The organism is Paenibacillus sp. Soil522, from assembly GCF_001428245.1.
In the GTDB taxonomy this organism is placed as follows: Bacteria; Bacillota; Bacilli; order Paenibacillales; family Paenibacillaceae; genus Pristimantibacillus.
In genome coordinates, this window is record NZ_LMRV01000028.1 from 90,707 (window position 1) to 106,550 (window position 15,844).

The window sequence follows — 15,844 nt, forward strand, 5'->3', positions numbered from 1 at the left end:
CATAACATGGCGATTATAGAAGCCAAGAGGCTAACCAAAATTTTCGGAGCTGATCCGAAGAAGGTGATCCCGCTGCTGGATAAAGGATGGTCGAAAGAGAAAATTTTTGCAGAAACGAAGCACACGGTTGGAGTTAACCAAGCCAGCTTCTCCATTGAAGCAGGACAAATATTCGTCATTATGGGCTTATCCGGCAGCGGCAAGTCGACACTTGTTCGTCTGCTCAATCGCTTGATCGAGCCTACGCTAGGTCAAGTGCTGTTTAACGGGATAGACGTTCTCCGGATGTCTCCTGAGCAGCTTCGGCTGTTTAGAAGAAAAAATGTAGGTATGGTATTCCAGAAGTTCGCGCTCTTTCCGCATCGCACCGTTATTCAAAATATTGAATATGGGCTTGAGGTTCAGGGCATCGACAAAAAGAAGCGCAGAGCGATGGCGATGAATTCGCTGGAGCTTGTCGGGTTGAAGGGCTGGGAAAATAGCTATCCCGATCAATTAAGCGGCGGCATGCAGCAGCGCGTCGGACTCGCAAGAGGACTTGCTAATGATCCGGATGTTCTGCTGATGGACGAAGCTTTCAGCGCGCTTGATCCGCTTATTCGGAAGGATATGCAGGATGAGCTGCTTGAGCTCCAGTCCAAAATGAAAAAAACGATCATATTTATCACACATGACTTGAACGAGGCTCTTCGAATCGGTGATCAAATCGCTTTGATGAAAGACGGCAGCGTCGTCCAAATCGGTTCGCCCGAAGAAATATTGATGCAGCCTGCCAACAAATATGTAGAGCGCTTTGTCGAGGACGTCGATTTGTCTAAAGTATTTACAGCATCGCATGTCATGGTCAAGCCCGAGACCATTACGATCGAAAAGGGTCCCCGCGTAGCCTTGCAATTGATGCGGGACCGCGGAATATCGAGCCTGTATGTAGTCGACAAAGGGATGCAGCTGCTCGGTGTTATAACCGCAGAGGACGCGGCTAACGCGATAAAAAACGGCTTAAAGCTGGAAGAAGCGATGGAGCGCGAAGCGCCTTCCGCCCTGCCGGACACTCTGCTTAATGAATTGTTTGAATTAATGAGCAATTCGAAATTCCCCGTATCCATCATTGATGACAAAGGACGCCTGAAAGGCATCGTCATCAAAGGCGCGGTTCTGGCCGCATTAGCCGGAAATTCTGTAATAGAGGCAGGTGAACGTCATGAATCTGCCTAAAATCCCGTTAGCCGGCTGGATCGAATGGCTGGAGGCTTGGCTTGAAGCTCATTTGGACCCGTTCTTCCAATTGATTCGTACCGTTGTCGGCGAAACCGTAAACGGAATGGATACAGCGCTTAATTGGTTTCCGCCGCTGGTTCTTATCGTTATATTTACCCTTATAGCTTGGTATATCGGCAAGTGGAAAATGGCTTTATTTACGCTTATCGGACTGCTTATTATCGAAAATCTCGGCTTATGGAGCCAAACGATGCAGACACTAGCGCTCGTATTGACCGCGGCCTTCATATCGGTGCTGATCGGCGTCCCGGCAGGCATACTGTGCGCCCGTAATTCCAGCATCCAAAAAATCGTTACGCCGGTGCTCGACTTCATGCAGACGATGCCAGCGTTTGTTTACTTGCTGCCTGCCGTAACCTTCTTCTCTCTCGGCGTTGTTCCCGGCGTTATCTCATCGATCATTTTCGCGATACCGCCAACGATCCGGCTGACGAACCTCGGCATACGTCAGGTGCCGGCCGAGTTAGTTGAAGCAGCAGATGCCTTCGGCTCGACGCCTGCGCAGAAGCTGTTTAAGCTGCAGCTGCCGCTTGCGATGCCGACGATTATGGCCGGCATCAATCAGACGATTATGCTGTCGCTATCGATGGTCGTAATCTCCTCGATGATCGGCGCACAGGGCGTTGGCGCTTCTGTCTATCGCGCTGTTACGCAAGGCAATACCGGTATAGGCTTTGAAGCCGGTCTCGCCATCGTTATTTTAGCCATCGTTTTGGACCGGCTGACCCAACAGGTCATTCGCAAAACGAAAACATCCTAAACCAACAAGATAAAACGTATATTCACAAACTTTGAGGAGTGATTTTTTGAAATTCAATAAAATGAGTATAATCGCTGCAGCTGTTATTATGATCGCTCTAGTGGCCGGATGCTCCGCCTCCGGGGGGAGCAGCAGCAAAAAAGTAACGCTCGCCTATGTCGCTTGGGATTCCGAGATTGCAAGCACCTATGTTGTAAAAGAAGTGCTGGAGCAAAAGCTTAACTACGATGTTGAGCTGATGCAGGTAGATGCAGGTCCAATGTGGGCCGGTATTTCCGATGGCAGCGCGGATGCTATGGTAGCGGCATGGCTGCCAACGACGCATGCTTCATATGTAGAGAAATATAATGGCAAATACGAGGATCTTGGACCTAACCTGGAAGGCACCAAAATCGGTCTTGTCGTTCCACAGTATATGGATATTAACAGCATCGGGGAGCTAACCGAAAGCATTGGCGATACGGTGGACCATACGATTATCGGCATTGAGCCGGGCGCTGGCCTTATGATGTCAACAGAGAAAGTGTTAGACGAATATAAGCTGCGGGATAAATGGACGCTGCTCGAAAGCTCTTCTGCAGCGATGACGCAGCAGCTCGAGAAGGCTTATGCGAACAAGGAACCGATTGTTGTCACAGGCTGGACGCCGCATTGGATGTTCGCGAAGATGGATCTGAAATATTTAGAGGATCCTAAAAACGTATATGGCGGAGATGAGCAAATTCATACGATTGCGCGTAAAGGTCTGAAGGAGGATCAGCCTGAGGCGTTCGCCTTCCTCGACCGGTTCAATTGGACTTCTGAAGATATGGCAGCTGTCATGGTTCAAATTCAAGAAGGCCAAACACCTGAGGCAGCAGCCAAGGCATGGGTTGAGCAGAACGCAGATAAAGTTGAAGCGTGGATCAAATAAAAGCATAGAACAACATTAGAGTGCCTCGAAAGCCAAATGGCTGCAGGGGCACTCTTTTAAATCATTTTACTGTACAAATCCAAAAAAACAGAAAAATGGCTGTCTCAAAGGTCTTATCAGACCTTGAGACAGTCATTTTTCACATTTATTAATCTAAGCAGTAGGGCTGCAGACCGAGCGGCAGCGGCTGCGGACGCTCACAGCTGCTCTTCATCACATAATGCACGCCTTGCTCCGATGCGTCATGGAAGCCATGCATCGCTTCAAGCACATGATAAGCAAGCTCGCCATTCGCACGGTGCTTGCGGCCGGTTTGAATCGCTTTGGCCATATCGGCTGCGCCAACGCCCCGGGCATTTTCTGTAAAACCGTAAGCAAGAGGAATATCCGACCATTCCTTCGAGCCTGCGCGCCAAATTTTAACCTGACCGCCGAAGTTGTTCGGATCCGGAACGAGCAGCGTGCCTTCACTGCCGTATACCTCGATACGAGGTAGCGTCGAGCCGCCCTTCACGTCAAAGCTCGTCAGCAGCGTCCCGATCGGACCGGATGCAAAATCCATCACGCCCGCGATATGCGTCGGCACCTCGACCTTCACTTGCTGACCGTATTTAGGCTTGCTCGTAATCGTTCTCTCAGAATAAGAGATGCGCGCAGAGGCCGTTACCCGCGTAATAGGTCCAAGCAGCGCAACAAGCGCCGTTAAATAATACGGGCCCATGTCAAACATAGGGCCGCCGCCCGTCTGGTAATAAAACTCAGGAGCCGGATGCCAGGATTCGGGGCCGCCGCTTACCATGAACGCGGTCGCGCCAATCGGCGTACCGATCCAGCCATCCTCCAGCAGCTTAATGCTTGTCTGAATGCCCCCGCCGAGGAACGTATCCGGCGCGCTTCCGACGTAAAGCCCTTTTCTGGCAGCAAGCTCAAGTACCTGCTTAGCTTCCTCGCGGGTTACCGCAAAAGGCTTCTCTACGTAAACATGCTTGCCCGCCTCAAGAGCCTGCAGACAAACCTTGGCATGCGCCTGCGGAATAGTCAAATTGATAATCAATTGAATATCCGGATCAGCGAGCATTTCCTCCACCGAGCAGCCGCGAACGCCAAACTCATCGCCCTTAGCCCTAGCCCGCTCGACATCCAAATCCGCACAAGCCACAACCTGAAGCGCATCAAAGCGATTGCCGTTTTCAAAATAAATCCCGCTAATATTACCCGTTCCGATAATACCTGCTTTAATCTTGTCCATTTTAGTCCGTCCCTCGTCCCATGCTTATTATTTTATCATTTCGATTTACAGCTGATTATCCGCCATGCCGCTATAGGCCGCAGCGCTTGTGCCAGCCTCTAACGCTCTAGCCTTGCCATCCGCACACCATAGGAAGCCGCGTCTCATGAGCTCCTTAACGGTTGGAATGTCGATAATATTCGCTTGATGGCCAAGCGAGTTATAGTAAACTCGTCCTACGCCCCAGCGCTTCGTCCATACGACAGGCATATCGACTGCCTTATTAAGGGAGTGAGGTCCCGGCGTCAGCGGAAACCGCGTTGTTGCTAGCACTTCCACCGCAGGATCCACATGCAAATAATATTGCTCCGAACTTACGACGAAATCGTCAATGCCTTCCGTCAGCGGGCTAGTTGAATTAGAAATATTAACCGTATATTCAACGCCGTCATTGCCTGGATGCGCCACCCATTGGCCGCCGGTCATAAACTGCCAGTCTACGTTTTCACGGAATGCATCGCACATGCCGCCATGACAGCCAGCGAGTCCTACGCCGCTTTGGACAGCAGCAGAAACGTTATTAACGAGCTGCTGCTCAATGCGTGCCATCGTCCACACGGGCACGATGAGATCCAGCCCCAGCAGCTTCTCCGCATCCGCGAACGCTTCCAGCGTATCGGACACCTCCACCTCAAAGTCTTCAGAGGCAAGCACCTCGCGGAAAATCTCAGCTACCTCCTTCGGCTGATGACCATCCCAGCCGCCCCATACGATCAAAGCCTTTTTCATTAGCTCAACCTGCCTCTCCAATGCTCTGCTTTATGTCCTAGCTTTACTTACGATAATTCGCTAATGGCAACCCAGCGGCGCTCAGCAATCGAACGATCTACCGCCTCAAGCACCTCTTGGCATTTTACGCCGTCTACAAAGTTTGGAACCGGTTGGCGATCCTCAGCGAATGCTTGCATCAGCTCGTGCACCTCATGCGTGAACGTATGCTCATATCCAATCGTATGTCCCGCAGGCCACCAGGCATCCATGTAAGCATGCGCCGGGTCAGTAGCAAGCACGCGGCGGAAGCCCTGTACATCCTCAGCATCATCTGTAAAATAAACCTGCAGCTCATTCATCCGCTCAAAATCAAACTTGATGCTGCCTTTGCTTCCATTAATTTCAAATGCGTTCGTACAACGGTGGCCGGCTGCAAAGCGGGTTGCCTCGAAGCTGCCCAGCGCGCCGTTTGCAAAGCGTGTCATGAACAAGGTCGCATCGTCGACCGTAACCTCGCCGCGAGGTCCATCCTCGCTGCCCTTAGCGCTCAAACCCGTCATGGCGGAAGCGATCGGCCGCTCCTTAACGAACGTCTCGCTCATTCCGATAACCTCGTTGAATTCGCCGACCAGGAAGCGCGCCATATCGATCAGATGTGCCCCTAGATCGCCGTGAGAGCCGGAGCCGGCGATTTCCTTCTGAAGGCGCCATACGAGCGGGAAGTTCGGGTCAATGATCCAATCCTGCAAAAACACGGCGCGGAAATGGTGGATTTCACCGATACGGCCATCCGAAACCAGCTTCTTCGCCAGCTGAATCGCAGGCGCGAATCGGTAGTTAAAGCCAACCATATGCTTCACGCCGGCCTTCTCCGCCGCCTCAAGCATCTCGCGGGAATCCTCGAGCGTAAGCGCTAGCGGCTTCTCACAGAATAGATGCTTGCCTGCCGCTGCCGCTGCGAGCGCGATTGCCTTATGCGCGTCGCTTGGCGCATTAATATCGATCAAATCGATATCATCGCGTTTAACAAGCTCCTTCCAATCGGTTTCTGCACTTTCCCAGCCGAATTGTGCACGGGCTTGTTCCAGCCCTTCCGGATCGCGGCCGCAAATCGCCTTCATCTCCGGTTTAACCGAATCCGGAAAAAACATCGGAAGCGCACGGTAAGCGTTACTATGCGCTTTACCCATAAACTTATAGCCAACCATACCTACTCTTACTTTATTCATAAAAGCCCGCCTCTCTTTTATACTTTCTCATTTTTTATGCCGGACGTTTCTCTTTGAACCAAGATGACGGGCAGCAAATCCCGCTCCGGTTCCGTTAATTCATCATTTTGCTCCGTCTCTAGCAGTCTGGCAGCAGCGAGCTTACCCATCTCATAAAAGGGTACCGCAACGGTCGACAGCTGCGGGCTTATGATGCGCGAGCCGTCTGAATCGTCATACCCGACCAGCGCGTAATGCCGGCCTGCCTCGAGCGCCAGCTCGCGCAGCCCCTGCATCAGTCCGATCGCCATCCGGTCATTCGCTGCAAATACCGCGTCAATGCTGCCGGCTTGTATTTGCTTTGCCAACTGCCCTGCCAGCACATAGCCGCTCTTGCGGCTGTAATTGCCCGCGTAGACAAGCTTTGGCTCATACGCAATACCGGCTTCCTCCAGCGCTACCATGTACCCTTCCAGCCGGTCAGCACTGTTAGAATACTGCTGTGGGCCGTTTACGAAAGCGATGCTGCGGCTGCCCTGCTCAATCAAATGCCGAACGGCCGCCATGCTGCCGGCGACATGATCGGCATCGACAGTCCGGTAAGACTCCTCGTCATAGCGCTGGTTCATGAGACAGAAGGGAAAGCCTCCCGCCTTCAGCTCCGCCAGAGCAGCCCTCTCTTCCGGCACGTTTTCGGACCCAAGCACGATGCACGCATCAATCTTCTGCGTTCGAAAAAGCTTCGCGTAATCCCTCGCTCCGTCCGGCTCTCTGAAAATAAGCAGCAGATCATAGCCGCAGCGCTTCACCGTCTCGCCGATCCCGCTTAATATTTCCGAGAAATAGTAAGTGGAGAACAAATGAACCTTCGGCACGAACGGCAGGATGACGCCAATATTTCCGCTCTTCCTCCTGGCAAACTGCTGCGCTAGCGCATTCGGAACGTAACCGAGCTCGGCAGCTGCCTGCAATACGCGCTCGCGCGTATCCTCTTTCATTGGGCCAACGTTGTTCAATACTCTGGATACGGTCGCCTCTGATACCCCGGCCAGCTTTGCTACTTCTTTCCTGCTAATAGTTGAATGCCTCCTGAAAAGCTAATATGCGATGTCAATAAATCATTTAATGTACACGCGTACATTATGGCATGAAAACGGTTCACCGTCAACAAACGAATCGATGCAATTTTTCTGGAGTTATGATGGCAACAAAAAAACGATCCGGAACGTTATCGCCACGCTCCGGATCGCCTATATGACCTTGCTTTTATTCCGTTTAAGCTTTTAAGTTAAATTACCGCTTGGCAATTTCGTTAATCCAATCGAAAACGGCGGCCAACGCATTCGCTTCCTCGCTCCTGTTCATCCTGTCGATATACCCTTTGCGGTTTTCGTACAATCGTTCAACGCTCTCCGTCAACGTTCCCGCAGTCAGCTGCTCCTCGTACAGAACGTCGGCATAGCCTGATTTTTCAAAGGACTGCGCATTCAAAATTTGGTCGCCCCGGCTCTGCTCCTTTGTGAGCGGTATGAGCAGCATCGGCTTTTTCAAGGAAAGAAACTCAAAGATGGAATTCGAGCCTGCACGGGAAACAACGAGATCCGTCATCGCCAAAACATCAGGCAGCTGCTCATTCACATATTCAAATTGCTTGTAGCCAGGTACAACGATCGAAGGATCGACTTGGTTTTTACCGCATAAATGCACGATTTGAAATGGCTTCGCGAGGCTTAATATGGCTTGCCTTACGGTCTGATTGATTTTACGCGCGCCCAAGCTTCCACCCATAATCAGAATAACCGGTTTGCTCTTCGTAAACCCGCAAAAATCTCTGCCGCGGTCGGCGTTGCCCTGCTTTACTTCCTCGCGTATGACCGCCCCGACATGCCGGCTTTTATCTGCCTTCAGCATGCTTCCCGTTTCGGGAAAGGTCGTGCACACGCCGGAAGCGAACGGAATCGATATCCGGTTGGCCAGACCCGGCGTTAAATCCGATTCATGAATGAGCAGCGGCACTTTGTTTAACCATGCGCCAATGACGACCGGTACGGAAACGAAGCCGCCTTTGGAAAAAATAACATTAGGCTTATTCGTCTTAATGAGACGATATGCCTGATAAAGTCCTTTTACCACCTTGAACGGGTCCTTGAAGTTCTGAATGTCCATGTACCTTCTCAGCTTGCCCGTCGAGATCGGAAAATACTTGACCTGTGGAATCGTCGCGATAAGCTGCCTTTCAATACCGCTCTCCGACCCGATATATTGGACTGACCAGCCCTCTTCCAAAAATCGCGGGATCAAGGCCATGTTAACGGTAACGTGTCCGGCTGAGCCTCCCCCGGTGAACATGATTGTTTTCATGAATGACTAGCCACCTATCATTTTTTATCCATTTATTATACGGGTAAAGATTTGTTTTAGCACTGAAATTCATCCAGCCGGAAGCAAAAGCATCCCCAGCCGCATGCGCTGCTGCGCGATTGGCTGAGGATGCTTTCAGCTTGCCTATATCCCTACCCTTAAGGCGCGGTTTCCAGAAACTTAGACGTCGGATTTTTGTCTATTGCCGTACGCATCGCATATTCATTCTCGAACAAGACGACATAATTGCCCTTCTTATCCTTCACAAGCGTCGTATTAATACGGAATTTGCTAGGGTCGATATTATCGTCGACGATCCAGCGGGCGAACTGGAACTGCATCCGGTGCAGCTGGATTTCTACGCCGTATTCCGCTCTCATCCGATGCTCGAATACTTCAAATTGCAAATGGCCGACTACGCCGAGAATGGTTTCGTCGAAGTTGCCTGTAGAATGAAACACCTGAATGGTGCCCTCCTCCGTAAGCTGGTCGATGCCCTTCTGGTATTGCTTATGCTTCAGCGCGTTTTTAACCGTTACCTTAGAGAAAATTTCCGGTGAGAATGTCGGCAGCTCATCGAACACGACTTCGCCGCCTTGCGATAAGGAATCGCCGATTCGGAAAATACCCGGATCAAACAATCCGATTATATCTCCCGGATAAGCGGTATCTACAATATCGCGGTCCTGCGCTAGAAACTGCTGCGGCTGTGCCAGCTTGATGTCTTTGCCGTTACGCACATGACGGACACTCATGCCTCTTTCGAATTTACCGGAGCAAATTCGGAGGAACGCGATCCGGTCGCGATGCGCCGGATTCATATTCGCTTGAATCTTGAACACATAACCCGTGAACTTCTCGTTCGTCGGCTCAACCTTACCTGTTGTGCTGTTGCGCGTAGTTGGCTTTGGCGCAAGCTGCAGGAAGTTTTCGAGAAACGTCTGCACGCCGAAGTTATTGACCGCGCTTCCGAAGAACAACGGCGTAAGCTCGCCGGCCTGCACCTTCTCGTAATCAAATGGATCGCCTGCAACATCAAGCAGCTCAAGATCTCCAATCAGCTGATCGGTCAAATAATCCCCCGCCATTTCACGGATTATCGGATCATTATAGTCGCTGACAGGACGAACCTCAATCGTGGAGTGGTCATTGCCTTGGAACAGCTCAACCTGCGTCTTCATGCGGTCATAAACGCCGCAAAGCTCGCGTCCCATGCCGATCGGCCAGTTCATTGGCACTGCGCGTATACCAAGTACCCGCTCCAGCTCCTCCATCAGTTCGAATGGACTTTGCCCTTCACGGTCCAGCTTATTGATAAATGTAAAGATTGGAATGCCGCGCTTGCGGCAAACCTGGAACAGCTTGATCGTCTGTGCCTCCACACCTTTGGCAACGTCAATAAGCATGACGGCGCTGTCTGCCGCGGTTAGCGTACGATAAGTGTCCTCGCTGAAATCCTGGTGACCGGGCGTATCGAGAATGTTGACGCGGTGTCCCAAATAATCGAACTGCATGACGCTGGACGTGACCGAGATCCCCCGCTGCTTCTCAATTTCCATCCAGTCGGATGTTGCGTGACGGCTCGCTTTGCGCGCCTTGACTGACCCTGCAAGCCGAATGGCTCCTCCGAATAGGAGGAGCTTCTCAGTTAGGGTTGTTTTCCCTGCATCAGGGTGAGATATGATCGCAAACGTACGGCGCTTATCTACTTCCTGTTTAATTTCTTCGTTTAACGATTGGCTCATGCTTGCCTTCCCTTCATTACGTAAGGTATTCGGCAGCGCTTATTTCCCGCTGTTCGACACCCAAATGACTTTATCTTCCTCTTGGCCGTTAACCGGCCACCAATGGAAGCCATCCTCTACCAACAGCTGATTCGCTGCATCCGGACCCCAAGATCCAGCCGGATATAGCTGCAAATCGCTTTTCTCTTCACGCCAAGCCTGTGCGATGCGGTCAACGAATGCCCATGCCTGGGAAACCTCGTCCCAACGCGTGAAGTACGTGGAATCGCCGCGTGCTGCATCATGAATGAGACGCTCGTAAGCTTCCGGCGTATTCAAGCCGATTTGGCAGCTTTGACAAAATTCCATCGCTACCGGCTGAACGGAATTGTTCTCGCCCGGCGTTTTTGCATTTACTTTAATATATATGCCCTCAAGCGGGTTTACGCGAATAACGAGCAGGTTTGGAGCCAAATCATGACGCTGCGCGAACAGAACATTTTGCGGCATCGATTTGAATTCAATGACGACTTCCGTCGTTTTTACAGGTAGACGTTTGCCCGTTCTAATATAGAAAGGAACGCCTGCCCAGCGGAAATTATCAACGAATACTTTTGCGGCAAAATAGGTTTCGGTCGTGGAATCCTCATTAACCGAATCCTCTTGGCGATAGCCGGTAAGCTCCTTGCCATGATGATTGCCTTCGCTGTATTGACCGCGGACAACGTTGGAGCGTACCTCATCGCTGGAAGTGTAGTTGCGCAGCGAACGAAGCACCTTAACCTTCTCGTCACGAATATCTTCGCCGTGCAAACGGCTAGGCGGCTCCATAGCGATCATTGTCAGCATTTGCAGCATATGGTTTTGGCCCATGTCGCGCAATGCGCCCGATTTGTCATAATAACCTCCGCGATCCTCTACGCCAACCGTTTCGGACAACGTGATTTGCACGTTCGCTATATGGTTATTATTCCACAGTGGCTCAAAAAAAGCATTAGCAAAACGAATCACTTGAATGTTTTGGACCATTTCTTTGCCGAGGTAATGGTCAATCCGGTAAATTTCTTCTTCCTTGAACACTTGGTTGATTTGCTCATTCAGCTTCTGAGCCGATGGCAGGTCGTAACCGAAAGGCTTCTCGATAACGACGCGGTGCCAACCGTTTGACTCCAGCAAGCCGCCGTCGCGCAGGTTGAACGATACCGGTCCGAATAGCGAAGGCGCTAGGGCCAGATAAAACAGGCGGTTGCCCGGGATATCAAACTTCGCATCCAATTGCGCCGACAATTTGCTAAGCTCGCGGAAGCCCTCGACATCGTTAATATCAAGCGACATATAAACGAAATGCTCCGCAAAACGATTCCAAAGTTCGGCATCATCCGCTTTGTAACGACAAAATTCTACAATGGATTCATACAGATCCGAACGGAACTGTTCATTTGACCGCGGACGTCTAGCTAGACCGACAACAGCAAAGTTTTCCGAGAGTTTGCCTTCTTTATATAAACTGAACAGGGCTGGAAATAGCTTACGCCGAGCCAAATCGCCCGTTGCTCCGAACAGGTAATAAACTGCTCCCTCTGCGGAGACGGAATCAAGATTATTTGTATAGGTCATTTGCCTCATTCTTTCCTTATGTATTTTATACAGCTTTACATGATATGTAGTTTAGCATATTCGTCTTTAATTCGCTATTCAACAGGCCATAAAAAATACTGATAAGATCCGTTACTTATTCTAATCAGGATATGCCATTTAAGGGTTTTCCGCCGTGAAAACGCTGTATTCTCCACTAATTACCGGTATTCCGATCGTCAATTCGGTATTATTGGAGTTTGTCTCTTTATGCAGCGCAATTTGAATATTCGCGGATTTCCCGTTTTCGACAATAATTGCAGAGCGCAGCATGCGCGTAAAAAACGTTTCGCTGATCGTTCCGCCGTCCTCATAACGATCAATCGATCCGGCATTTGTCAGCTTCACCATGCGATGGACCGTCTGATCATGTCCTGTATAGCCTTGAACTTTCAAACTGCTGGTAAACGCCGGGGAAATAAAAGCAATCTGCTCCGAGATGTCAGCAGTCGCTTTAAGCACCACGTTTTTGTTAAGCAGCTGCAAACCGCTTGCCTCAAGTAAAACCATTAGCTGCTCGCGCGGTCCATCCGATTGGACAAGGCTAACTGAAATACGGCCGCTGTAAGCTGGAACGGCTCCGCTGACCGTTTTCCCCTCATTTTGCTCAAGCTTATTGATCGCCTTCCCCTGCTCATCCGTAAAAAGCTTCTGTACAAGCTCCTTCATCGCTCCTTCCTTGCCTGTCACATTCCATCTGACCGTCCACGTCGCTCCCTTCGAGCCGCTTCTCATCAGATCATCGCTCCACAGCCACAGCGCCTGCAAATCGTGCTGAAGCAGCTGTTCTGCCGGCACAGTATCCCGCGGCGCCCTGTCCGCCTGCCACATCGCCCATGCTGCGCTTAGCAAAATAACGATCAGCGCAGCAATGACGCCGGCCTTCGTTTGCTTGGCACGCTGCCTCGCCGATAATCGATGGCTTACTGGCGGTGTCTTTTTCGGAATGTACATGATTTTTCACTCCTGTCCTCGCAGAATGGGTAAACATCCATACATGTTAGCCTGTAGGTGAATACACTGGTTGCAGGAAGATTAATATTTCAGGAGGTATCTTTAGCAAATGGAACCTATTTTTCCGTTAGATGAGGAAGTCGTTAACCGGTATTGCGGGTATCCGGTATGCGTGGTAATGAATGACGGCAGGCGGCATGTTGGCATACTTAGCTCCTGCGGAGGCGGTAAATTGCTGCTTAACTCAGAAGCAGGCAGCGTAGAGGCAAATGTGACACAGATACAGCCCAAGGTTTCAAAAAAGAAAAAGGGCGGTAAAGGTAAATCAGAGGGCGCTCATAAGTCAGGGCAGCCGAATGCGCAAACGCAATCCTACCCTTATGATCCCTACTACTATGGACCAGACCCTTATTATCCGTGGGGTGGAGCGCTGGCACTTGATTTTGCCCTCGTCGCCTTTCTGTTTCTCTTGCTGTAAAAGACAAAGCGGCGAATTTGGCGAAAAGTCGCCGCTTTCTCATTTTTATCAATGCAATGACAGGTTTCGCCAGCCTTTTTGAACCCGATATAGTATGCTTACGCTGCACTCATCCTTGCGTTCGGAGAGGAGTATCTTATGACCTCATACATAAGCTCCATACGGGGCATTGAACGAACAAGTTCTTACATGCCGGTACAAGCTGTAAGCCCGTACGCTTATTACCCTTATCGCGATGGCGAGCCTCAGCAGGCTCAAGGGAACGACAATGATTGGAACCGCATCTATGTGCAAGCCGCGAACAGCGCGGCAGCCTGGATACAGACTGCTAAGCGGGCTCAAGACGGCATCGACCAGCTAATCTGGAGACTCAGCGGCCAGTTGAATACCGGCAAGCCCGTAGCTGATAGCCTAAATGACCTTACTAATATGCTCAATCATTGGGAATCGCATTACAAGCAGCATGCCAGCGAATTAAAGCATGAGCTCTGGAGCAGCATCGAGCTCGCTCTGCTGCATCCAGCCGCTCAGGAGCTCAAGCTGCGCCGCAGTACGCAAAGCGGCAAATGGACGCAGAAGGGTGATAATGCTTTTTCAGCTTGGTCAATGCCCTTACTTGCAAATGAAACTCAGCGTTTGAAGCAGCTCATGCTGGGAGCAGATGGTTTGCTGAATAAGCTTAAACATGCCCTCAAGTACGCCGAGCAGCATAGGGCTGTTGATCTGCTCCAACCACAATTAGCGGCCACCCTGCCGTATGCTGCTTATTACAGCTCCACGCAATCCTATTGGCCGCTTCCCTATGTTGGATTGATACTAAATCGTTACTTGTAGTTCTTGCAGATTAAAATATGATGCGCAGCAGCAGTTGATTTTGGCTGTGCTCGAGCGTATGCTGCGTATGTTCTATATTCGGCTACCTTGCCGTTATTTCCTGCCATATAAAATCATTTTTTCCAATTCGGTGATATCCGAAGAGACTGTGCTATGGAATCAAGATGACCTCAATAATCTCTCCCGCTTCAGCTCCTTTTGACCCTGAAGGAATGACGGCTAGCCCTTCGGCATCTGCGATTGAAGCCATCATGCTTGATTTGGTGAAAGCAAGCGGATCGGCAAGCAGACATCCGTCCGACCGGCTGATCAGGCGTGTGCGTACAAAGCGGTCATGCGGGCTTGGCTTGTCCACCGCAGTATGCAGCTGCGCCCTTACCGTTCGCGGAAGTGCTTCCTTCACGCCTTGTATCCGCAGCAGCGCTGGCCGAACAAATAACTCAAACCCAACGAAGCAAGCTCCCGGATTCCCCGATAAAGCAAACAGCAGCTTTCCCCCTATGACAGCCGCCGACGTCGGACTGCCGGGTCTCATCGCTACCCGATCAAATAAGACGCGGCTTGCAGCTTCGTCGCTGGCTGTACGAGCCTCATTGCCTTCAGCTGAAGCTCGCGCCGTATTACTAATATGACCGTCTGGCGGGAAGCTGTTGTCACGGAATAGACGATTCTGTCGATTCGTCTCACTTCCGTTCTTTATCGAGCGGAAAATGTCTGACATCACATCGAAGTCTCCTACGGAGACACCGCCGGTCGTGACGATCAGATCGGCGTCTGCCCACGCGCTGGCGAGTGCAGCTGCCACCGCGGCAGGCTCGTCCGGCAGCGAGCCGCAGAGGACCGGCTCAGCGCCGCTTTGCTCTATCATGGCCGCGACCATACAGCTGTTGCTGTCGCGGATCTGGCCCGGCGCGAGCGGCGCCTCAACCGGCAGCAATTCGCTGCCGGTCGCGAATACCGCAACGCGAGGGCGCTTGTGCACCGCCACCTCGGCATAGCCGAAGGTGCCGAGCAGCGCAACATGGCCAGGCCGCACAAGCGTGCCAGGCACTGCCAAAGCGCTCCCGCGGCGAAACTCCTCGCCTCGGGGCGCAATGTTCTGGCTGGCCGTGCCGGCGCGCTTGATCAGCACCGCCGGCGAGCCATCAGCCAGCATGGCATCCGCGGTCTGCTCCAGCATCACGACCGCGTCAGCCCCTTCCGGCACAGCCGCGCCTGTCATTATGCGCACGGCAGTGCCCTTCTGCACGGCCGCAAGGGCGAGTCCGCCCGCCGCGACCGAGTCAATGACGCGCAGCTCCGCCGGCTGCTCCGGCGACGCTCCCGCTATATCCGCCGCGCGCACAGCATAGCCGTCGAGGCCCGAGCGCGCGAAAGGCGGCCAATCGCTTGACGCCTCTATCGTCTGCGCAAGCCTGCGGCCGCCGCTAGCCCGCAGCGGCACAAGCTCGCTGCCGAGTCGCAGCCCATCCGCGGCAGCAAGCACCCGCTGCTGCGCTTCTTCAACCTTCACCGCTTTCCGGTTAAACCGGCCAGCCTGCTCAAGGCCTAACGCTCCGCTGCCGGTATTCCATCCGTTCTCTACTGTCTTCTCCGTTCCGCCACCATTTGCCATCTCCATCATCATCCCCGCTCCTATAGCCGCCAGCTGATCTGATCCAGCAGCTTATTCAGCATCTATTTTACAATGTATGTTAAAC

14 protein-coding genes are annotated in these 15,844 nt (G+C 51.8%); 5 read left to right on the plus strand and 9 right to left on the minus strand.

All coding sequences use genetic code 11. The annotated features are described in order from the left end of the window. The first annotated feature begins 6 nt into the window (after positions 1-6). The 3 genes from ASG81_RS06290 to ASG81_RS06300 are packed head-to-tail and all read left to right on the plus strand — an operon-like array spanning position 7 to position 2,951. On the plus strand, positions 7-1,215 hold the full coding sequence (locus ASG81_RS06290; RefSeq protein ID WP_056630654.1) for a quaternary amine ABC transporter ATP-binding protein: 1,209 nt from the start codon (positions 7-9) through the stop codon (positions 1,213-1,215). Next, the gene (locus ASG81_RS06295) at positions 1,202-2,038 is read left to right on the plus strand and encodes an ABC transporter permease (protein ID WP_056630657.1); all 837 of its coding nucleotides are present in this window, start codon (positions 1,202-1,204) and stop codon (positions 2,036-2,038) included. The genes ASG81_RS06290 and ASG81_RS06295 overlap by 14 nt, the downstream gene beginning before the upstream one ends. Before the next feature lie 46 nt (positions 2,039-2,084). Continuing rightward, the gene (locus tag ASG81_RS06300) at positions 2,085-2,951 is read left to right on the plus strand and encodes a glycine betaine ABC transporter substrate-binding protein (protein WP_327205149.1); all 867 of its coding nucleotides are present in this window, start codon (positions 2,085-2,087) and stop codon (positions 2,949-2,951) included. Between the two features lie 148 nt (positions 2,952-3,099). Here the strand turns inward: ASG81_RS06300 and ASG81_RS06305 are convergent, their stop codons facing one another. The 8 genes from ASG81_RS06305 to ASG81_RS06340 all read right to left on the minus strand — a co-directional run bounded on the left by ASG81_RS06305 (position 3,100) and on the right by ASG81_RS06340 (position 12,832). Next, complete coding sequence (locus ASG81_RS06305) at positions 3,100-4,200, minus strand: Gfo/Idh/MocA family protein (RefSeq protein ID WP_056630660.1); 1,101 nt, start codon at positions 4,198-4,200, stop codon at positions 3,100-3,102. 45 nt (positions 4,201-4,245) lie between these two features. Next, positions 4,246-4,968: a ThuA domain-containing protein gene (locus ASG81_RS06310; RefSeq protein ID WP_056630661.1), complete on the minus strand. Its 723-nt coding sequence runs from the start codon at positions 4,966-4,968 to the stop codon at positions 4,246-4,248. A 47-nt stretch (positions 4,969-5,015) separates the two neighbouring features. Continuing rightward, positions 5,016-6,179 carry a Gfo/Idh/MocA family protein gene (locus ASG81_RS06315; protein ID WP_056630665.1) on the minus strand — a complete coding sequence of 388 codons (1,164 nt, stop codon included), beginning with the start codon at positions 6,177-6,179 and terminating at the stop codon, positions 5,016-5,018. Between the two features lie 17 nt (positions 6,180-6,196). After that, positions 6,197-7,234: a LacI family DNA-binding transcriptional regulator gene (locus ASG81_RS06320; protein WP_056630669.1), complete on the minus strand. Its 1,038-nt coding sequence runs from the start codon at positions 7,232-7,234 to the stop codon at positions 6,197-6,199. A 217-nt stretch (positions 7,235-7,451) separates the two neighbouring features. After that, positions 7,452-8,519, minus strand: coding sequence for an undecaprenyldiphospho-muramoylpentapeptide beta-N-acetylglucosaminyltransferase (locus ASG81_RS06325; protein ID WP_056630672.1), 1,068 nt, complete (start codon positions 8,517-8,519; stop codon positions 7,452-7,454). A 158-nt stretch (positions 8,520-8,677) separates the two neighbouring features. Then, positions 8,678-10,264 (minus strand): peptide chain release factor 3, encoded by a 1,587-nt coding sequence (locus ASG81_RS06330; RefSeq protein ID WP_056630676.1) that lies wholly within the window; start codon positions 10,262-10,264, stop codon positions 8,678-8,680. Positions 10,265-10,303: 39 nt separating this feature from the next. Continuing rightward, complete coding sequence (gene zwf, locus ASG81_RS06335) at positions 10,304-11,860, minus strand: glucose-6-phosphate dehydrogenase (protein WP_056630679.1); 1,557 nt, start codon at positions 11,858-11,860, stop codon at positions 10,304-10,306. A gap of 138 nt (positions 11,861-11,998) precedes the next feature. Beyond that, a complete protein-coding gene (locus tag ASG81_RS06340) occupies positions 11,999-12,832 on the minus strand; it encodes a YwmB family TATA-box binding protein (RefSeq protein ID WP_056630682.1) in 834 nt (277 codons plus the stop codon). Between the two features lie 109 nt (positions 12,833-12,941). Here ASG81_RS06340 and ASG81_RS06345 point away from each other — a divergent pair, with 109 nt between their 5' ends. Both ASG81_RS06345 and ASG81_RS06350 read left to right on the plus strand, forming a co-directional pair. Beyond that, positions 12,942-13,310, plus strand: a complete 369-nt coding sequence (locus ASG81_RS06345) for a hypothetical protein (protein WP_056630685.1) — start codon at positions 12,942-12,944, stop codon at positions 13,308-13,310. Positions 13,311-13,448: 138 nt separating this feature from the next. After that, positions 13,449-14,144: a hypothetical protein gene (locus ASG81_RS06350; protein ID WP_056630688.1), complete on the plus strand. Its 696-nt coding sequence runs from the start codon at positions 13,449-13,451 to the stop codon at positions 14,142-14,144. Positions 14,145-14,295: 151 nt separating this feature from the next. On the opposite strand, the gene ASG81_RS06355 is transcribed toward ASG81_RS06350, so the two are convergent. Next, positions 14,296-15,771 carry a molybdopterin molybdotransferase MoeA gene (locus tag ASG81_RS06355; protein ID WP_235548756.1) on the minus strand — a complete coding sequence of 492 codons (1,476 nt, stop codon included), beginning with the start codon at positions 15,769-15,771 and terminating at the stop codon, positions 14,296-14,298. Positions 15,772-15,844 lie beyond the last annotated feature (73 nt).